Source organism: Leisingera sp. JC1, assembly GCF_001679925.1.
Classification (GTDB): domain Bacteria; phylum Pseudomonadota; class Alphaproteobacteria; order Rhodobacterales; family Rhodobacteraceae; genus Leisingera.
The window spans coordinates 179,543-198,314 of the sequence record NZ_LYUZ01000125.1 but is presented as its reverse complement, the minus strand read 5'-3'; the positions used below and the strand labels follow the sequence as shown (position 1 = coordinate 198,314).

General features: G+C 62.4%; 16 protein-coding genes. 9 read left to right on the top strand and 7 right to left on the bottom strand.

Annotation, left to right across the window (positions count from 1 at the left end; all coding sequences use genetic code 11):
- Positions 1–207: 207 nt before the first annotated feature.
- The 4 genes from A9D60_RS21210 to A9D60_RS21195 form a co-directional block, all read right to left on the bottom strand.
- A complete protein-coding gene (locus tag A9D60_RS21210; RefSeq protein ID WP_141117998.1) occupies positions 208–387 on the bottom strand; it encodes an RSP_7527 family protein in 180 nt (59 codons plus the stop codon).
- A gap of 203 nt (positions 388–590) precedes the next feature.
- Positions 591–2,003, bottom strand: a complete 1,413-nt coding sequence (locus tag A9D60_RS21205) for a DEAD/DEAH box helicase (RefSeq protein ID WP_065269445.1) — start codon at positions 2,001–2,003, stop codon at positions 591–593.
- A gap of 183 nt (positions 2,004–2,186) precedes the next feature.
- A complete protein-coding gene (locus A9D60_RS21200; protein WP_065269423.1) occupies positions 2,187–3,128 on the bottom strand; it encodes a glycosyltransferase family 2 protein in 942 nt (313 codons plus the stop codon).
- A 98-nt stretch (positions 3,129–3,226) separates the two neighbouring features.
- Positions 3,227–4,834: a peptide chain release factor 3 gene (locus A9D60_RS21195; protein WP_065269422.1), complete on the bottom strand. Its 1,608-nt coding sequence runs from the start codon at positions 4,832–4,834 to the stop codon at positions 3,227–3,229.
- A 186-nt stretch (positions 4,835–5,020) separates the two neighbouring features.
- Between A9D60_RS21195 and A9D60_RS21190 the strand changes: the two genes are divergently transcribed.
- The 5 genes from A9D60_RS21190 (at position 5,021) to A9D60_RS21170 (ending at position 10,558) form a co-directional block, all read left to right on the top strand.
- Positions 5,021–6,634, top strand: coding sequence for an ATP-binding protein (locus A9D60_RS21190; RefSeq protein WP_065269421.1), 1,614 nt, complete (start codon positions 5,021–5,023; stop codon positions 6,632–6,634).
- 202 nt (positions 6,635–6,836) lie between these two features.
- Positions 6,837–7,202 carry a BrnA antitoxin family protein gene (locus A9D60_RS21185; RefSeq protein WP_052272283.1) on the top strand — a complete coding sequence of 122 codons (366 nt, stop codon included), beginning with the start codon at positions 6,837–6,839 and terminating at the stop codon, positions 7,200–7,202.
- 284 nt (positions 7,203–7,486) lie between these two features.
- Positions 7,487–7,858 carry a hypothetical protein gene (locus A9D60_RS21180; RefSeq protein WP_065269420.1) on the top strand — a complete coding sequence of 124 codons (372 nt, stop codon included), beginning with the start codon at positions 7,487–7,489 and terminating at the stop codon, positions 7,856–7,858.
- Positions 7,859–8,021: 163 nt separating this feature from the next.
- Positions 8,022–8,825, top strand: coding sequence for an abortive infection family protein (locus A9D60_RS21175; RefSeq protein ID WP_065269419.1), 804 nt, complete (start codon positions 8,022–8,024; stop codon positions 8,823–8,825).
- A gap of 278 nt (positions 8,826–9,103) precedes the next feature.
- Positions 9,104–10,558, top strand: a complete 1,455-nt coding sequence (locus A9D60_RS21170; RefSeq protein WP_065269418.1) for a caspase family protein — start codon at positions 9,104–9,106, stop codon at positions 10,556–10,558.
- A gap of 63 nt (positions 10,559–10,621) precedes the next feature.
- Here the strand turns inward: A9D60_RS21170 and A9D60_RS21165 are convergent, their stop codons facing one another.
- The 3 genes from A9D60_RS21165 to A9D60_RS21155 form a co-directional block, all read right to left on the bottom strand.
- The gene (locus A9D60_RS21165) at positions 10,622–11,044 is read right to left on the bottom strand and encodes a response regulator (protein ID WP_065269417.1); all 423 of its coding nucleotides are present in this window, start codon (positions 11,042–11,044) and stop codon (positions 10,622–10,624) included.
- A gap of 15 nt (positions 11,045–11,059) precedes the next feature.
- Positions 11,060–12,865, bottom strand: a complete 1,806-nt coding sequence (locus tag A9D60_RS21160; RefSeq protein ID WP_065269416.1) for a CHASE domain-containing protein — start codon at positions 12,863–12,865, stop codon at positions 11,060–11,062.
- 213 nt (positions 12,866–13,078) lie between these two features.
- Entirely contained in the window at positions 13,079–14,092 is a 1,014-nt protein-coding gene (locus A9D60_RS21155; RefSeq protein WP_065269444.1) for a Hint domain-containing protein, read from the bottom strand.
- A 205-nt stretch (positions 14,093–14,297) separates the two neighbouring features.
- Here A9D60_RS21155 and A9D60_RS21150 point away from each other — a divergent pair, with 205 nt between their 5' ends.
- The 4 genes from A9D60_RS21150 to A9D60_RS21135 all read left to right on the top strand — a co-directional run bounded on the left by A9D60_RS21150 (position 14,298) and on the right by A9D60_RS21135 (position 18,764).
- On the top strand, positions 14,298–15,077 hold the full coding sequence (locus A9D60_RS21150; protein ID WP_065269415.1) for an SDR family oxidoreductase: 780 nt from the start codon (positions 14,298–14,300) through the stop codon (positions 15,075–15,077).
- A gap of 15 nt (positions 15,078–15,092) precedes the next feature.
- On the top strand, positions 15,093–16,223 hold the full coding sequence (locus A9D60_RS21145; protein ID WP_065269414.1) for a hypothetical protein: 1,131 nt from the start codon (positions 15,093–15,095) through the stop codon (positions 16,221–16,223).
- A gap of 156 nt (positions 16,224–16,379) precedes the next feature.
- Positions 16,380–17,429 (top strand): methyltransferase domain-containing protein, encoded by a 1,050-nt coding sequence (locus tag A9D60_RS21140; RefSeq protein ID WP_065269413.1) that lies wholly within the window; start codon positions 16,380–16,382, stop codon positions 17,427–17,429.
- 228 nt (positions 17,430–17,657) lie between these two features.
- Positions 17,658–18,764, top strand: a complete 1,107-nt coding sequence (locus A9D60_RS21135) for an ABC transporter ATP-binding protein (RefSeq protein WP_065269412.1) — start codon at positions 17,658–17,660, stop codon at positions 18,762–18,764.
- Positions 18,765–18,772 lie beyond the last annotated feature (8 nt).

Sequence of the window (18,772 nt, the reverse complement as noted above, 5' to 3'; positions counted from 1 at the left end):
GCCCTGCCGGCAGGGCAGGGCGGCCCGCCCGCCCGGCCCATGCCGCATTACAGATGCGGCAGGCCCCTTTGGGCCCCGCGCCGCAGCCCCTGACGGGCCCGCGGCGCGGGCCCAAACCGGCACCGGTTGAAAAAGAGAAACGCCGCGGCCTCTGGGGCACGCGGCGTTTTCAATTCAGATGCTGCTCCAGAGGGAGCGGCGGTCGTCTCAGCCGTGCAGCGGGCGGGCGCAGCTGGGGCAGGAGACCACCTTGCGCGGAGCGCTGAACAGAGCACCGAACAGGCGGCGCATCATGGCTGCAAAGGCCTCAGCGCGCAGCTCGTGGGCGCGGGCCTCAATGGCCTGGAACTGGGAGATGGTCAGGGTTTTGGTGTCGTTGGTATTCATGGCGTAGCCCATCATCAATGGCGCGTTTCGTGTTGATGGATGCAATACGCCGCATTGCGCCGAATTACGCCGGCCAAGATCGAAGACCCGCTATGCTGCAAGCGCAAAGGTGGCCATGCTGCATGTGCATCGCGGGCAGGCCTGGATGCCACAAAAAAGGCCGCCCCTTGGGCGGCCTGATCTTTCTGCCTGCTGCTGAGGTATCAGCTGGCGCGGCGCTCGGCAAAGCTGAGCGCGATGAAGCTCGGCAGGTGGTCGCCCATACCGACAACAACCTTGTCGTCGCGCTTGCCGTGCTTGCCGCCGCGGCCCGATGAACGCTCCTGCTTCTGCGCAGGCTTTTCATCCCTGCGGCGCTCGCGGCTCTCGACCTTGCGGCCCTCGCGGGTATCCGCGTCTGCCTTGTCTGCCTTGTCTGCCTTGTCTGCTTTTGCGGACCGGGCAGGTTTTTCCGTCTTGGGTTCCGGCTTGACCGGGTTCTCCAGCCGCGGGATTTCCTTCTGAATCAGGCCTTCGACAGCCGCCAGGGCCTTGTCGTCGCGCGGGATGCAGATGGTGATCGCCTTGCCTTCGCGCCCTGCGCGGCCGGTGCGGCCAATGCGGTGGACGTAGTCCTCGGCGTGGCCCGGAACATCGAAGTTGAACACATGGCTGACACTCGGCACGTCCAGGCCGCGGGCGGCGACGTCAGAGGCGACCAGAATGCGCAAGGATCCCTCGCGGAATGCGTCCAGGGTCTTGGTGCGCTGGCTCTGATCCAGGTCGCCATGGATGGCAGCCGCGTCATAACCGTATTTCTTGAGCGATTTCGCGCAGATATCCACATCCGTCTTGCGGTTGCAGAAGATGATGCCGTTGGTCAGCTTGTCCCCCTCGGCGTCGATCAGCGCGCGCAGAACCTTGCGTTTCTCGCTGCCCTCGCGGTCGCGGCGCGACGCCTTGAACTGCACCACAGCCTGTTCGATGGTTTCCGACGCGGTGGCCTGGCGGGCCACTTCGATGCGGGCAGGGCCGGACAGGAAAGTGTTGGTGATCCGCTCGATCTCCGGCGCCATGGTGGCCGAGAAGAACAGCGTCTGGCGGGTGAACGGCGTCAGCGAGAAAATGCGCTCGATATCCGGGATGAAGCCCATGTCGAGCATCCGGTCGGCCTCGTCCACCACCATGATCTGCACGCCGGTCAGCAGCAGCTTGCCGCGCTCGAAATGGTCCAGCAGGCGGCCCGGCGTGGCGATCAGCACGTCGACGCCCTTGTCGATCAGCGCGTCCTGCTCCTTGAAGGAGACCCCGCCGATCAGCAGCGCCTTGGTGAGCTTCACATGCTTTGCGTAGGTGTCGAAGTTCTCGGCCACCTGGGCGGCCAGTTCGCGGGTCGGGCACAGCACCAGGCTGCGCGGCATCCGGGCGCGGGCGCGGCCGCGGGCCAGAAGCGTGATCATCGGCAGCGTGAACGACGCTGTCTTGCCGGTGCCGGTCTGGGCGATTCCCAGAACATCGCGCCCCTCCAGCGCCGGCGGGATGGCCCCTGCCTGAATCGGTGTGGGGGTTTCGTACCCGGCTTCCTCAATGGCTTTGAGGACCTTGGGATTAAGGTTCAGATCGGTGAATTTTGTCATATGCATCCGTCATTGCGGACACTGACCTGGCCCGCGCGTGTGTGTTGCAGCCGGCTCCGCAAAAGGTCATGCGGTGTGGCAGCTGCCGGCTCGTGGCGGGGCATAGCAAAATCCCATGCTGAGGTCAATTAATGCCGGATTTTGCAAGGTTTTCGTTGCCGGGATCGGCAAAATGGAAACAAATCAGCCGAAACCGGGGAAGTGTTTTTGCCGTTTCTCCTCCAGACCGAGGGGGCGATTCCGCACCAGCCCGCGTTCCTGCAGCTTGCGGTAAACCTCAGGATCCCGGGCGCTGACCTCATCAAAGAAGCTGCGCAAGCCGTCCTGGCCGTGCTCTTCTTCGATCAGCGACAGAAGCTCATGTGAGTTCAATCCGCCGAACAGCCGCGAATACCCAGGCTTCAATCCGGGCCGGTACGAGCCGTGCTGCAACCGGTACTGGTAGGTGGTTTGCCACTGCTCCCAGCTCAAAGCATGGCAATGGCAAAGGTCAACTTCTTCCAGAGCGGCGGACACTTTGATCTTTTTGCCTGCCAAATACATATTGTGAATGCGCACCTCCGCCTGCGGCACGCCCGTCCTGGCAATGACCTTGCCGGCTGTGTGGCTGAGGAAACCGCCCTTCAAGAACCCTCCGAAGGCCGGGTAGACGGTGCGCACCTCCGCCTCACGGTCCGGTCCCCTTGGGATCATCGCCTTGAATTGCCCGTCATGTCCCGCCAGCGCTTCAATCGGGCGTATCTTGGCGCCCAAAGTGCTGGAGGGCAGGGTGGCGAGCATTTGCCCTAGGTCCTTAGCGGGCCAGAGAAACTCGTCCACGTCGATATGGGCGATCCAATCGGTCTGGATCCGCTGGTAGGCATGGGCGGAATTCTGTATCTGGCGTATTTGGTGTTTGGCTGGCCGGTAGCCGCAGCGTTTCTGCCAATAGCCGCCGTCGCACACCGTGACCCGCACTTTGGGGTGCTGCTTCAGCTGTACATAGGCTTCGGGATTCGGTTCATCCAGGTAGATGTGCAGCCGGTGCGCGCCCAGGTCCAGATGGTACGCGGCAAAGTTCAAAATCGTTTCGGCGTCCGCCTTTATGGTGCTGACGATGCCCCATTTGACGCCCTGATCCGCCATTGCCTGCCTCTTGCCTTGCCGTTTTTCACAACCATTTCCGCCGGAAGGCAAAAGTGCAAGCCCAGCAAGTAAAACGCCCGGGCGGACCGGGCGTTTTTTCAGACCATCATTTCCTTGGTCGCTGTCAGGTTCAAGTCCGGGTAGTCCCGCACCACCCGGTCGATGTCCCATTGCAGGCGGGTCAGGTAGACGATGTCGCCGTCGTGGTCATGGGCGATGTGCTGTTTGTTGGCATTGATGAACTTGTCCACCGCCGTTTTGTCGCCGCTGACCCAGCGCGCGCTGGTGAACTGGCTTGCCTCGAACCGCACCGGCAGGCCGTATTCCATCTCGATCCGGCTGGCCAGAACCTCGAATTGCAGCTGGCCGACAACACCAACGATGAAGCCGGAGCCGATCGAGGGTTTGAACACCTTGGCCGCACCTTCCTCGGCAAACTGCATCAGCGCCTTTTCCAGGTGCTTGGCCTTCATCGGGTCGCCTGCGCGCACGCCCTGCAGCAGTTCCGGGGCAAAGGACGGGATGCCGGTCACCCGGATCGCCTCGCCCTCGGTCAGCGTGTCGCCGATGCGCAGCTGGCCGTGGTTCGGGATGCCGATGATGTCACCGGCCCAGGCTTCCTCTGCCAGTTCCCGGTCGGAGGCCAGGAACAGCACCGGGTTCGACACTGCCATCGGCTTCTTGGTACGCACATGGGTCAGCTTCATGCCGCGCTTGAAGTGGCCCGAGGCCATGCGGACAAAGGCCACCCGGTCGCGGTGCTTGGGGTCCATGTTGGCCTGAACCTTGAACACAAAGCCCGCAACCTTCTTTTCCTCCGGTGCCACTTGGCGCGGCTCGGCTGACTGGGGCTGCGGTTCGGGACCGTATTTGCCGATGCCGTCCATCAGCTCCTTGACGCCGAAGGAGTTGATGGCAGAGCCGAACCAGATCGGGGTCATGTGGCCCTCAAGCACTGACTGCGGGTCCAGGGCGGGCAGCAGTTCGCGCGCCATCTCGACTTCTTCCAGCAGTTTGTCCAGCAGATGCGCAGGCACATGCTCGGCCAGCTTGGGGTCGTCCAGGCCCTCAATCGCGATGCTTTCCGCCACCTTGTTGCGGTCGGCGCGGTCCATCAGTTCCAGCCGGTCGCGCAGCATGTCGTAGCAGCCGATGAAATCGCGGCCCACGCCGATGGGCCAGCTTGCCGGGGTCACGTCGATCGCCAGCATTTCCTGGATCTCGTCAATGATCTCAAAGGTGTCGCGGCTTTCGCGGTCCATCTTGTTACAGAAGGTCAGGATCGGCAGGTCGCGCAGGCGGCAGACCTCGAACAGCTTCTGGGTCTGGCTTTCCACACCCTTGGCACCGTCGATCACCATCACTGCCGCATCCACCGCCGTCAGCGTGCGGTAGGTGTCCTCGGAGAAGTCCGAGTGGCCTGGCGTATCCACCAGGTTGAAGCGGAAGCCGCTGAAATCAAACGACATTGCGGACGCCGATACAGAGATTCCGCGGTCCTTCTCCATTTGCATGAAGTCAGAGCGCGTGCGCCGCGCCTCGCCCTTGGCGCGCACCTGGCCGGCCATCTGAATCGCACCGCCGTACAGCAGGAACTTTTCAGTCAGCGTGGTCTTGCCGGCGTCCGGGTGCGAGATGATCGCAAAGGTCCGGCGCCGCGCAATTTCGGCGGGCAGTTCGGGGCGGTTTGCAGCGGTGTCCAACATGCGGGTGGCTGTATCCAGAAACCGCGTCAGAGGCAAGAAAAACGGAGACTGAGGGCCGTGTTGGCCCTGTATTCCGCAATGGCATCGAATGTTTTGCCTGTAATTTGCTAACGCTTTTCCTGTAACACTTGCGCTGCGACTGTGTGTTACAGGATTTCAAAAGCTCTCCCGTCTCAGGAACGATACGTGCAGCAGGATGAATTTTCAGATCATTTCGGCGTTCTCGACGCAGTCGAGATTGCGGTGATTGTCCTGAAGGTAGGCGAAGACGGGCTGCCGCGTTACGTGCACATGAACACCAAGTCGCGGGAGTTCACCAAGTTCGAGCACAGCGATTTTGCAGGCAAGACCGCACTCGAACTCTATGGCGGGGCAACCGGACGCCGCGCCTTGAACCATCATCTGGCAGTGATCAGCAGCGGCAGGGAGGCGACCTACGACATCGTCCTCCCGACCCAGAACAAGGAAAAATACCTCAGCACCACTCTCCGTCCCGTGTTCGGCGCGGACGGGCGCATGACCTATCTTGTCGGGTCTTCGACAGACATCACGACTGAGCGGGAGCGCGACGAGGCGCTGGAGCTGACCCGGATGGCCCTGGACAAGGCCGAGGAGGCCAGCCAGGCCAAGGAACGGTTTCTCGCAAACATGAGCCATGAGATCAGGACGCCGATGAATGGCATCATCGGCATGTGCGAGTTGCTGAAGGAAACCGGCCTGGACGAACAGCAGCAGCTGTTTGCCGATACGATTTTCAATTCCGCGACGGCCCTGCTGACGGTGATCAACGACGTGCTCGATTTCTCCAAGATCCAGGCCGATAAGATCTCCCTGCACGATGCGCCGTTTTCGCTGCGGGACGTGGTTCAGGATGTGGGCACCCTCCTGTGGGCGAGGGCCGCCTACAAGGGGATTGATCTGCGCACCGAGTACCCCGAAGATGTGCCGCATGATTTTGCAGGCGATGCCAGCAAGATCCGCCAGATCCTGATGAACCTGCTCGGCAACGCGATCAAGTTCACTGAAGACGGCCACGTCACCGTCAGCGTCGCCTATGACCCCGCCGCCTCGGCGCTGCCCCTGCGTATTCAGGTCTCCGATTCCGGCATCGGGATTGAGCCTGCGCAGATGAAATGGATCTTTTCCGCCTTTGAGCAGGTCGACCGGAAAGCCGCCCGCGTGATCGAAGGCACAGGTCTGGGGCTGGCCATTACCCGTGCGCTGGCGGAACGGATGGGAGGCACGGTCACGGCCTCATCGGTGCCCGGCGAGGGATCGGTATTCACGGTTGGCCTGAACTTGCCGCGGCCGGGTGAGCAGGCTTCGGGCAGCGCGGAGATGGCGCAGTTTCAGGACAGCAGGCGGGCGCTGGCCGCCCCGCCCGGCATGGCGGTGCCGGAACTGCCGCCTGAGGCGCTGAACGGGATGCGCATCCTGGTGGCGGAGGACAACAAGACCAACCAGCTGCTGGTCCGGAAGATGCTGAAGGCCACCGGCGCCGATCTGCGCTTTGCCGCTAACGTATTGACTGCGCTGGAGATTTTTACCTCCGAAGGCGCGGATCTGATCCTGATGGACCTGTCGATGCCGGTCCTGGGCGGGCTGGACGCCGCCCGCCGGATCCGCGCGCATGAACAGGAACGAGGCCTGCCGGAATGCCCCATCGTCGCCCTGACCGCCAATGCCCAGCCCAGCGATGTGGAGGCCTGCCTGGCCGCCGGGATGAATGATTTCCTGGCCAAGCCCTTCCGCAAGAATGAGCTGCTGGCCCGGATCCTGCGGCAGGCAAAACCGGCCTGAAAAAGCGGGGGTGCCAGGCGTGCACCCCCTGTACACCCCCTGTGCACCCCCCGGTGCCGGATGGCGGGGCAGAGGCCTGCCCGAAGGTGTTGCGGGGGCACCGTACGCACCGCTGGCACGGAATTAACCGGATCGGGGCAGGGTGGGATCAGCGCGGGAGTGCCGCCCCGCGCCGAAACCGCCGCCGCCACGGGAGAGAGCGATGCCCAGCAAGCGATACTATGACAATGAAATGCAGCTGGAGCTTGATGAGCTGCAGCAATCCCTGCGCCGCGACTGGCTGGACAAGAGCCTGCCGACCGAATGGGACGGCATGGACAGCTGGGAACGGATCAGCAAACCCAAGACCCGGGTGACGATCCGGCTGGACGCGGACATGGTGAAATGGTTCCGCAAGCTGGGCCCGAACTACAGCCGCCGCATCAACTCCGTGCTGCGGACCTACTGGATGGCGCTGATGGCGGGCTACATCCAGGCCCATGACAAGGACAACACGATCCTGCGCCTGAGCCTGCAGGCGCGCTACATCGCCATGGGCCGGAATGCGGACGGGACGGAGCGGAAGTGAGGGGGGCGTTGTGACTATTGCCCCGTTCGGAAAGAAGCTTTCCGCATCGGACATGGCTTTCCGCCGCTTCGAGCCCTAAGCGGCCATCGAACGAGGTCTAGTATTTAATTCGTATAGCATGCCACAAACCAGCGCGCACTAGGCCGTTTCGGGGCGAAAACAACGATTTGTAGAGGATAGTGGCTGCTTCAAAATAGATGTTTGTGAATCGTGTGAAACACGCTTAAGGGGAGTGGCGCTGGGTGAGATAACCTAGCTACTACATTTCTGTAAGGGGCTTCTCAATGAATGTGTTTAACGCTGGCACTCAATACAATGATTACCTTGGCACGGTTGCTGCTGATCGTTCCGATAACTTAGCATTGCTCGATCACTTGAAGCAACTTGGCGTTGCTGGTGAGGATGATCGGCTGGCAGGCTTCCGTATCGCCTTCAATGGAAATCCTGGCAATGCAGTCGATAGCCCTGGGCTTGTTGTCTATCTGTACACCGGGCCAGAAGGGGAGTTTGTTGCTGCACCCGACAAAATTCGCGCTGTAGATGTTGAAATGCCGATTGCACAGTTCTTCTCCTTTCTAAAACGGTTCGACCTCGTTTTGACGAACAAAAGCTTGGATCTTAATGGAGCACAGGTCGATGGCCCTCACTACGACTAGCCTGAGGGGTGATCATGAGACAGTCCATTTTAAAAATGACGCCGTAGGAATGCGTTTAATTCTTTCCGTGCAGGTGCGATAATATGCGTTTCGCAGCCAGCCACGGACGGGACCGTTGCGACAAATCCAGAAAGAAAAGTCTAAACAGAGGGGGTGAGTAGCAATGACGACGTATGAAACGCTCATTCACCGCCGTGAGCGGGAACTGTTCGAGGAGGCTCTCGGTATGGAGACCGGGTACTTACTCGATTTCTCTGACAGGACGTTCGGAGATTTTTTTAATGATGAAGTCGGTGTTGACCCTGATGCCACACCAGGCTCGCGATTGTTTTCAGGGCGAGGTACCTCGAAGGCAAAACGCCTCCGCTCGTTCATTGAGAGGGCGCAACCAAACATCGTGGCAAGGGCGCTCCGAGCACTCTGGGAACATCGCGAGTACAGCATGATCGCTGGAAGCGGGGTGAGAGAGGAAAAACTAAGGGAAGTTTTTTTTCGAATTGTCGCGCGATTTGAAGGTGACGATCAGGCAATCGACTCTTCGGAAATTGAAGCATTCGAAGCGAACGAAACCTTGCAAGAGCTGGTGGCTGCGATCCGTAGGGATCTGGACGCAGGTCGACCACAGGCTGGGCTGGACAGGTTACATACCTATTGCATGAAGCGGTTTGCCTCGCTAATTCAAAAACATGGCGGCGGAATGTGTGGTGAAAACGATCCCTTGCATTCCAGAGTTGGAAGATACGTCAGGGCACTAAAGGCTGAACGCAACCTGACAGAAATGTCAGAAAGGATCATCAAGAGTTCTATCTCTGCTTTCGAGGCGATGAATGACATTCGGAACAACAAGTCTCTTGCGCACGACAATCAATCCCTCGTTTCTATGGAGGAAGCGCGGTTCATTTATGACAGCGTTACCGCCTTGCTGCGCTTCTTAAAGACGGTGGATGCGCAGAAGTTCGAGGATTGACCCGAATCTCATGAATATAGATTAGGAAACACACGGCGAACCCAATCGTCGAGTAAACGGTTGGCAGCTTTTGTTGGACATACGAAAGAGGCGCGAGGTGAGTTGCTAGCCGACTTAGCTTAGTCTGAAATGTACAAAGCTGACGCTCGCGGCTGTCCATGCTGCACTTGCAGCTAAAGTCCGCTCCGTCCCACTCCCTCCCCCCAATTGATTTTTCCCGCCGCCTTTGCCTAGATACCCGCAAGCCCTTGATTGCAAACCACGGGGAAAGAGGCGGGATGCTGTATCGGATTTGGCTGTTCCGGGCCGCGGCAGCGGGAGTGGTGCTGGCGCTCCTGGCGCTTGCCATCGCGCCGGCCCGGGCGGGGGAGCGGATTGCGCTGGTGGTGGGCAATTCGAACTATGCCCATACCGCGCCGCTGGCCAATCCCGGCAATGATGCGCGGGTGATGGCTGCGGCGCTGGAGGGGGCGGGGTTCGAGGTGACCACGCTCTTGGATGCGGATCTGGGCGGCATGAAACAGGCGCTGTTGCGGTTCGGGCGGCAGCTGCGCGGCGAAGGGGTGGAGGCCGGGCTGTTCTATTATGCCGGGCACGGGGTGCAGGTGGACGGCGAGAACTACTTGGTGCCGGTCAGCGCCGCCATCGCCAGCGAGGATGAGATCGACCTGGAAGCGGTCAATGTGAACAGCTTTTTGCGGGTGATGAATTCATCGAATGCCAGCATCAACATCGTCATTCTGGATGCCTGCCGCAACAACCCCTTTGCCGCCTCTGCCCGCTCGGCGGCGCGGGGGCTGGCGCCGGTGGACGCGCCGCGCGGCACGCTGATTGCCTATGCCACCGCACCGGGCGATGTGGCGCTGGACGGCAGCGGGGCCAACTCCCCCTATACAAGGGCGCTGGCCGGGGCGATCTCAGCCGGGGGCGGGCGCACCATCGAGGCGGTGTTCAAGGCGGCGCGCAGCGAGGTGCTGGCGGTGACGCAGGAGCGGCAGGTGCCGTGGGAGACCAGCTCGATCACCGGGGATTTCTATTTCCACAGCCGGCCCGCGGCGGCGGCGCAGCCTGCACCCGTGCCTGCCGCGCCGGCGGATGATATCGCCCGGAAGTACCAGCTGGCGGAGCGGATCGGCACGCGGGCGGCCTGGCAGGCCTTTGTCGATGCGCACCGGGACCGGCCGGAGGATTTCTATGTGCTGCTGGCACTGGAGGCGCTGGCGGGGCTGGAGGCGCCGGCGCCGCAGCCGCCGCGGCATCTGCCGCTGCCCGCAACGCCGGCCTATGCCTGCAGCCGGGGGCGGTTCGGGACGGTTCCTGCGGAGCTGTGCGTGTCCTCCCACCTGGCGCCGCAGGGGCGCAATGCCTATTCGGGCGCGATGCTGTCGGATGGCAATGCCCGCACCGCCTGGGTCGAGGGGCGGGCGGATGACGGCGCGGGGGAGGTACTGCGCTTTGCCTTTGACGGGCCGCAGCAGGTTAGCCGGGTGCTGGTGGCCAACGGTTACGGCAAGAGCCGCGACATCTTTCTGAAGAACGGCCGGGTGCGGTCGCTGATCGTGGAGACCTCGGCCGGGGTGCGGCAGGAGGTTGTGCTGGAGGACCGCGACGGGCTGCAGGAGCTGCGGCTGCCGCCGCTGGGGCAGGTGACCTGGATCACCCTCACGCTGAGCGGTGTCTATTATGGCACCAGGTACCGGGATACCGCGATCAGCGAGGTGCAGTTCCGCTGATCGGGGTTTTCGTGGCCGCAATTCCGGGGCGCACCGGCTGTGGCAGCGGATGCAGGCCCCGCGTCACGCCGTGGCGCATTGGGGCGGGGTGCAGATTTCCCACATGTCCTGCAGCGCGCTCAGCACCTTTTTGGTGCCTGCGGAGGAGCATGGCTTGACGATGTAGCCGCTCACGTTGCGGTGGTAGGCGCGGGCGATGTCCTTGGGGTTGTCGGAGGTGGTGAACATGAACACGATGTTGCCGGAAATCTCTTCCTTGGCGCGCAGTTCCTCCAGAAACTCATGCCCGTTCATGCGCGGCATGTTGATGTCCAGCAGGATGAAGAAGGGGCGCGGCAGGTCCTGCGCGCGTTCAGTGGTGAGGATCTCCAGCGCTTCCAGACCATCGCAGGCCCGCACGATCCTGGCTGACGGGGACTGCTTTTTCAGCGTGCGCTCCAGGATGAGCGCGTCCACGTCATTGTCCTCAACCAGAAGGATGTTCATTCAGTTTTCTCCACGTCAGGCGGCTTTGTCTTGGTGTTCTGCCGGGGCTTTGCGCCCCAGGTTCGGCCAGCTGAACCGGAATTCGGCGCCGTGTCCAACCTCTGATTGCAAAGTAACCGCAAACCCGTGCTGCTCCACAGATTTCTTGACGATGGCGAGACCTATGCCGGTGCTTTCCGGCTCGCCTGCGCGGCGCAGGGTCTGAAAGACATCGAAAATCCTGCTGTGGTGCTCCGGGGCGATGCCGGCGCCGTTGTCACGGACCGTGACGTCGTAGCGGCTTCCCATGTCCTGCACAGTGACAGAGATCTGCGCGTGCTCCGGTTCGGGGTGGTACTTGACCGCATTTCCAACCAGGTTTTCCAGCACGCGGACAAAGTTGAAGGTATCGGTGCTGATGCGGCTTGCGTTGCCGCTCAGCTCCAGCTGGGTGCCGGACAGGCCAAAGTCGGACCGCAGCGCCACGATCACATCCTCCAGGCGGAGCGCTTTGTCTTCTGCTGAATGCGCGCCGGTCCGCGCGTATTCCATCACCCCCTGGGTCAGGTCGTTCATCCGGGCCACCCGTTCGGCGATCAGGTCCAGATTGGCGGCCACATCGGGGTCTGCATCGGCGGAGTTGAAGTAGTCTTCCAGGTCTTCCCGGATAATCTCCGTCAGCGCCCCGATGCCGCGCACCGGCGTCTTCAGGTCGTGGGAGGTGATATAGACGAACTGCTCCAGCTCGTCGTGGGCCTTCTCGAGTTTTGCCGTTTTTTCCTGCAGGTCCGCGGTGACCCGGTCAGCATAGGCCCTGGCGCGCTGGCTGGAGCGCGCCATGAGGAACAGCAGCGAAATCACCAGCGTCTCGATCACCAGGCCGCCGATCAGGATCAGCACCGGCTGGGAGTAGGAATGCGCTTGCCGGAAGCCAAGGCTGGTGCGGAAGTCAAGCGTCCAGGTGCGGCCATAGATCTCCAGCTCGGCCGTCTCGGAGAACCTGGGGGCGGGGTCGAACTGAGGGTCCGCCGGGTCATGCTCATCATAGATCGTCTCACCGCCGTCACTGATGCTGAAACGCACGTTCCTGAGGTCTTTTGACAGCAAGCCGGCCATCAGGTTGCGGACCACAAAAGGGGCGTAGACCATGCCGTCCAGGCGCCGTTCCCCCGGTGCCGGATTGGCGCTGCTGCCGCCGGCGTAAAAGGGGGCGTAAAACAGGAAGCCTGCCGTGCTGCCCTTGTCCTGAACCAGCACGATCGGGCCGGTGATCCGGGCTTGGCCGGTTGCGCTGCTGGCCAGGGCTGCTGTCCGGCGGTTCACCTCATGCGCGACATCCAGGCCAACCGCTGCGGCATTGATGTCTTCCGGCTCGATAAAGGAGATGGGCAGGCGGATGCTGTTGTCATGTGCCGGGTAAACGGCAAACCCTGGCCGTTCCCGGAGCCGGGTCTGCAGATAGCTTTCGAACTGGCCGGGTTCGACGTGGTGAATGATGCCGATGCCATTGATGCCGGGATAGCGTTCATCCACACGCAGGGAACGCGCAAATTCCTTCCACTCCTGGTAGCTCATGTCACCGCCATGGGATTGCACGGCAGAGACCCCGGCCCAGAGCGCATCCTCGTATTTCGCCATCCGCGCGGATATCAGTCCGACTGCCTGGTCCCGCGCGGCCTTGAAGGCGTTTTCGGTGCGGGTCTCGGTCTGCTCATTGGCATAATACCAGGCGCCGAAGGTCATCAGCAGCGACAGGCCGATGATCAGAGCATGGATCAGTGAAAGATGGCCGTGGCTGAAGAGCCGGCGCCAGTTCTGCAGTCTGGAGGATTGTTCCGGCATGTAATCACGATCCCTTGCCTACGGGATTCATTCTGCTTTTGCGCGATTAAAAAAGTGTGAACAACCCTTTTGGGTGTGCCGCTTCTCTTCGGACAAGCCTCAGGATCCGGCATCCATTGCTTCCGCGTTGCAGCGCATCACGCATTTGCTGCCCGCACCCTGAATAACGTTTGATTTGCGTTTTGCGCCAAGCGGCCCGCGCCTTGCCGCGGATCAGCGCAGTGAGGCGCGTTTCAGCAGCCGCACAGCGTCCGGCCGGTCCAGCAGGGAGCGGTTCACGTCCAGCCCGTGGGTGCCGCGGGTGTGTGTTACCGGCAGGCTGCCGGGCCGGGTGGCCCAGAAATCCTCGGGCAGCACCTGCCGGGTGACCGGATCCAGGAAAGTGCTCTCAGCCGCGATGCCCTCGGCATAGATGATATGGTGCTGGTCGAACAGGATCTGGAAGTAATCGGTAAAGCCACCGTCGAGCACAACCACGCTGCCGCCGTTCACCAGATCACGGGCGCGCACCAGCAGTTCCGGCGCGCCGGCGCCAATCTCGTCGCGGCGCTGGTAGACCATCAGCCGGTGGCTGGGGCTGACGATCAGGTCGTTCGAGTTGTTGAGAGCGCCTTTGCGGATCAGGATCGGGGCCAGGTTGCCGACCGCGCGCAGGGTTGACTGGCCGACCCAGCGCACTTCCTGGATGCCGTCATCGCGGGTCAGCACCCGGTCGCCTGCGCGCATCTCCTCGATCGGGCGCTGTTCGCCGGTCGACAGAGTGATGCGGGTGCCGCGGGTAAAGGAGACGCAGGCCGATTGCGCCAGCTTGCGCCGGGCGGGCTCGCGCTCGGCCTTCACCAGAGTGTATGGCATCTGCGGCTGCAGCGGTGCCAGCGGCACCAGGAAAATGGCGGCGATATAGCCTTCTGCGTCGGCCTCCACCATCACCAGCGTTTCGGTGTTGGGGCCGCGGTCGGGCATTAGGGTCAGCAGACAGTCCAGATGCAGCGCCGCGCCGGGGGTGCCGATGGCGCTGCCGTCCGCAATGGTGAAACTGCCGTCGTGATGGGCGGCGATGCCAAGGCGCTGCGGCGGGGACGGGCTGTTCAGCAGATAGATGTCATCCAGCACCAGATCCTCAAGCACGCCAAGCGGATCGCCCGAATTGGCGCCGTATTCGACACGGAAACGCTCAGCCGGGTAGGCCTGAACGGAAGAGAGGCTGGCAGTCACTGTCTGTCCCATCTGCGGGTCTGTCTTGGTCCATATGTGGGCGTGCGGGGCGCGCTGTCCAACAGAAATGCCTGCGGAATGTGGCACAATGGCGGTGGAACGGGGCTGATTTTCCGGCAGCTTTACGATTGCGTCAGCCGCCGGGCGGGGCTGGCCTTTGGCAGGCGGGCGGTGCAAGCTCCGGCAAACGGTGAAGAATCCGGAGGGAGGACAAAAAATGGATCTTGGTATTTCCGGCAAGCGCGCGCTGGTCTGTGCCAGCAGCAAGGGGCTGGGCCTGGGCTGCGCCGAGGCGCTGGCAGAGGCGGGCGTCAACCTGGTGATGAACGCCCGCGGCGCAGAGGCGCTGGAGGCCTCGGCGCAGGCCATCCGTGATCAGTACGGGGTCGATGTGGTGACTGTGGCCGCCGATGTCGCCACGCCCGAGGGCCAGAAGCAGGTGCTGGATGCGGCGGGGGGCGTTGACATTCTGGTGACCAACGCGGGCGGGCCGCCGCCGGGCATGTGGACAGACTGGGACCGCGAGGATTTCATCAAGGCGCTGGATGCCAACATGCTGGCGCCGATTGCGCTGATGAAGGCGCTGCTGCCGGGGATGATGGAGCGCGGCTGGGGCCGGGTGGTCAACATCACCTCGGTTTCGGTCAAATCGCCGGTGTCGGTGCTGGGGCTGTCGAACTCGGCCCGTGCGGGGCTGACAGGCTATGTCGCGGGCACCTCGCGGCAGGTGGCAGGCCATGGTGTCACAATCAACAACCTGCAGCCGGGCATCCATGCCACTGACCGCGCCGTGGCGCTGGATGGCGGCGCGGCCAAGGCGCAGGGGATCACGCCGGAGGAAGCTCAGAAACAGCGGTTCGCCACGATTCCCGCGGGCCGCTATGGCACCCGTCAGGAATTCGGCGCCGCCTGCGCTTTCCTGTGTTCGCAGCACGCGGGCTTCATCGTCGGGCAGAACATCCTGCTGGACGGCGGTGCCACCAACAGCACGATGTAAGAAGGGGCAGGGCGCATGGATGGCGGGTTCTCCCTGAAAGACCAGTTGTTTAACCGGGACAAGGTCCGCTATCTGGCGGGGCTGTTTGCGGCCGCGGACGGCGGGTTCGATGCTGATGCTTTCGAGGCTCAGGTGATGGCAGACCTGCCGGCGCTGGAGCTTAAGCAGCGGATGACGCTGATTGCGGAGGTGCTGGCGGATCATCTGCCTGAGGCGCTGCCCGAGGCCGCGCCTATGCTGCTGAAGGCGCTGCCGCCGCCCTTGGACCCGTCGAAAACCGATGATGACTTCGGTGACTTCATCTTTGCCCCCTTGGGGGAATATGTGGCGGCCAAGGGAATCCAAACACACCCGGAGCTGTCGCTGGACCTCTTGGAGGAAATCACCCAGCGGTTCTCCATGGAATGGGCGATCCGCCCCTTCCTGAACCGCTGGCCGGGTGAGGTGCTGGCGCGGATGGAGGCGTGGGCCTGCCACTCCAGCTATCATGTGCGCCGTCTGGTCAGCGAAGGCACCCGGCCGCGGCTGCCGTGGGGCGAGGCAGTCGGGCTGACACTGGATCAGCCGCTGCCGCTGCTGGACCGCCTGCATTCCGACCCGACCCGCTATGTCACCCGCTCCATCGCCAACCACCTGAACGACATCGCCAAGAAGGAACCGGATCTGGTGATGGACCGGCTGGAGCACTGGCAAGCAGAGGGAGCGCAAGCGGCCAAGGAACTGGGCTGGATGACCTCTCACGCCCTGCGCGGGCTGGTCAAGGCGGGGCACCCGCGAGCTATGAAGATGCTGGGCTATGACCCGGATCTGGACTTGGGCGCCGAAATTGCACTGAAATCGCAAAATGTGCGGATTGGCGATGCTCTGGAATTCTCGGCGCATCTGGATGGGCGGGCAGGTTCGGCCGTTCTGGTCGACTATATCCTTCATTTTCAGCGTCCTGGCGGCAAGGTTTCGGCGAAAGTGTTCAAACTGAAGCAATCGAAAATTTCAGGCAAATTGTTGAAATTGGACAAGCGGCACAAGCTGGAGGGCAACGCCACGACCTTTAAGCTGGTGCCGGGACCGCACCGGATCGAACTGATGGTGAACGGAAAGGTGCGGGCCGAGGCGGCATTTGAGCTGCTGCCGGAGGACAGTGACTAAAACCAGTTTTCGAAACTCGTTTTGCCCGGCCAACAGGCCGGGCAGACGCATCCCCACGCTCCATCACACTTGCGTCAGACCGCCCGCGGACCCGATTGCCGCACCATCCGCGCACCGCTATCCCTTTGCTCCTGACACAGCAGGAGAGGCGCCGCCATGAAACATGAAAACGTGCAGAATTATTACGGCGAGGTGCTGCAGGGCAGCGATGACCTCCAGACCAATGCCTGCTGCACGCCGGACGACATGCCGGTTCATGTGAAGGCGGTGCTGTCCAAAATCCATGACGAGGTGCTGACCCGCTACTACGGCTGCGGGCTGATCGCGCCGGAGGCACTGGAGGGGGGGCGCATCCTTGACCTGGGCTGCGGGGCGGGCCGCGATGTCTATGCGCTGTCTGCACTGGTGGGCGAGCACGGCAAGGTGGTCGGCGTCGACATGACCCCTGCGCAGCTGGAGGTGGCCAAGCGCCATCAGGACTACCACGCGGAGGCCTTTGGCTATGCGAGGTCCAACGTCGAGTTCCACCATGGCTACATCGAACAGCTGGAGGAACTGGACCTGGAGCCGGGGTCCTTTGACATCATCGTCTCCAACTGCGTGATCAACCTCGCCACCGACAAGGGCGCGGTGCTGCGCGGGGCGCATCATCTGCTGAAAGAGGGCGGGGAGATGTATTTCTCCGACGTCTACGCCGACCGCCGGGTGCCGCAGGAGATGGCGGAGGATGAGGTGCTCTATGGTGAATGCCTGTCCGGAGCGCTGTATTGGAACGACTTCCTGACAATCGCGAAAGAGTCGGGTTTCAAGGACCCGCGGATGGTGACCTCGCGCCTCCTGACCATTGAAAACTCGGTGCTGGAGAAGCGGGTGCAGCCGCTGAAGTTCCTGTCGTCCACTTACCGGCTGTTCAAGCTGCCAGCCTTGGAGCCGGCTTGCGAGGACTACGGCCAGGCGGTGATCTACAAAGGCACCATTCCGCACGCGCCGCACCGCTTCACGCTGGACGGCCACCATGTGATCGAGGCGGGCAAGGTGTTCCCGGTCTGCGGCAATACCTGGATGATGCTGCAAGACACCCGTCTTGCGCCGCATTTCGAGTTCATCGGCAATTTCGATACCCACTATGGGATATTCGAAGGCTGCGGCAGCAATTCGCCCTTCAACGGGCTGGAGCAGGACGGTGCTGCGCCGGGCTGTTGTTAGGTAAAGCCCCGGAAACCGGAAGTTATGAAAAAGGCCTGCAGAGGGCGGCGCCCGGCCCGGCGGGGTGGACGCGAAGCGCCCGCCCCGTGGGTGGCGGGACGGGCGCTGCCCGGCGGTGTCTGCCGGGCGGTGAGCTTTGCCTGCTTTTCTGACCGCTTGCGGCCAAGCCGCCGGGTTGCTATCCCGTCGAGACCCCAAGCGTTTTTATCGGAAACAGCCCGAGGCCTCATGAACACTGCCCCCGCCGGCATCAGCCGCACGATTGCCCCGCCGCGGCTGGAAATCCACAACCTCCGGCGCTTCTTCGAAGGGCGCGCGGTGGTCGACGATGTCTCGCTGAAGATTCAGGCCGGGCAGGTGACATGCCTGCTGGGCCCCTCGGGCTGCGGCAAATCCACCACCCTGCGGATGATCGCGGGCGTTGAGATGCAGGATAGCGGCGAGATCTATGTAGATGGCAAGCTGATCTGCGACACAGTGTTCCGGGTTCCACCGGAGCGGCGCGAGATCGGGCTGATGTTCCAGGATTTCGCGCTGTTCCCTCACTTAAGTGTTGCCGACAACGTCGGCTTTGGCCTGAAGGGCAGCAAGGACGAGAAACGCGCGCGAGTCGAGGAGCTTTTGAACCGGGTGTCGCTCAAGCGTTTCATCGATGGCTACCCGCACCAGCTGTCGGGCGGTGAGCAGCAGCGGGTGGCGCTGGCCCGGGCGATTGCGCCGCGCCCGCGCATCATGCTGATGGATGAGCCGTTCTCCGGCCTCGACAACCGGCTGCGCGACGGTATCCGCGATGAGACGCTGAGCCTTTTGAAAGAGGAAGACACCGCGGTTTTGTTGGTCACCCATGAGCCGGAAGAGGCCATGCGGATGGCCGACGAGATCGCGCTGATGCGCGGCGGCAGGATCGTGCAGCAGGGCGCACCCTATAACGTCTATACCCACCCGGCCGACAAGGCCGCGGTGTCTTTCTTCAGCGATGTGAACGTGCTGAAGGCCGAGGTGAACGGCGCCCTGGCGCGCACGGTCTTTGGCGAGTTCCTGGCGCCCGGCGTGGCGGATGGCACCGCGGTGGAAATTGTGTTCCGCCCGCAGCATCTGCGCATCGACTTCGACCGCGGCGGCCAGGGGCCGCTGCCGACCCCTAGCGACGGGGTGCCGGCCCGCGCGACTGTTGAGCGTGCGCGCTTTCTGGGCAGCGAGAGCCTGGTGGAGTTCCGGATGGATTTCGATGGCTCGGTGCTCAAGGCGACGGTGCCCAATGTGTTCCTGCCAGAGGCAGGCCGGGTGATGTGGCTGACAGTGCGCCGCAACCGCTGTTTTGTCTTTCCTGCCTGAGCTTTAGC

Coding starts and splice junctions, on each gene's coding strand:
- A9D60_RS21155 (WP_065269444.1), bottom strand. CDS start 14,092: ATGGGACAGACAGTGACTGCCAGCCTCTCTTCCGTTCAGGCCTACCCG.
- A9D60_RS21210 (WP_141117998.1), bottom strand. CDS start 387: ATGAATACCAACGACACCAAAACCCTGACCATCTCCCAGTTCCAGGCC.
- A9D60_RS21140 (WP_065269413.1), top strand. CDS start 16,380: ATGAAACATGAAAACGTGCAGAATTATTACGGCGAGGTGCTGCAGGGC.
- A9D60_RS21135 (WP_065269412.1), top strand. CDS start 17,658: ATGAACACTGCCCCCGCCGGCATCAGCCGCACGATTGCCCCGCCGCGG.
- A9D60_RS21160 (WP_065269416.1), bottom strand. CDS start 12,865: ATGCCGGAACAATCCTCCAGACTGCAGAACTGGCGCCGGCTCTTCAGC.
- A9D60_RS21170 (WP_065269418.1), top strand. CDS start 9,104: ATGCTGTATCGGATTTGGCTGTTCCGGGCCGCGGCAGCGGGAGTGGTG.
- A9D60_RS21145 (WP_065269414.1), top strand. CDS start 15,093: ATGGATGGCGGGTTCTCCCTGAAAGACCAGTTGTTTAACCGGGACAAG.
- A9D60_RS21180 (WP_065269420.1), top strand. CDS start 7,487: ATGAATGTGTTTAACGCTGGCACTCAATACAATGATTACCTTGGCACG.
- A9D60_RS21205 (WP_065269445.1), bottom strand. CDS start 2,003: ATGACAAAATTCACCGATCTGAACCTTAATCCCAAGGTCCTCAAAGCC.
- A9D60_RS21200 (WP_065269423.1), bottom strand. CDS start 3,128: ATGGCGGATCAGGGCGTCAAATGGGGCATCGTCAGCACCATAAAGGCG.
- A9D60_RS21195 (WP_065269422.1), bottom strand. CDS start 4,834: ATGTTGGACACCGCTGCAAACCGCCCCGAACTGCCCGCCGAAATTGCG.
- A9D60_RS21185 (WP_052272283.1), top strand. CDS start 6,837: ATGCCCAGCAAGCGATACTATGACAATGAAATGCAGCTGGAGCTTGAT.
- A9D60_RS21150 (WP_065269415.1), top strand. CDS start 14,298: ATGGATCTTGGTATTTCCGGCAAGCGCGCGCTGGTCTGTGCCAGCAGC.
- A9D60_RS21175 (WP_065269419.1), top strand. CDS start 8,022: ATGACGACGTATGAAACGCTCATTCACCGCCGTGAGCGGGAACTGTTC.
- A9D60_RS21165 (WP_065269417.1), bottom strand. CDS start 11,044: ATGAACATCCTTCTGGTTGAGGACAATGACGTGGACGCGCTCATCCTG.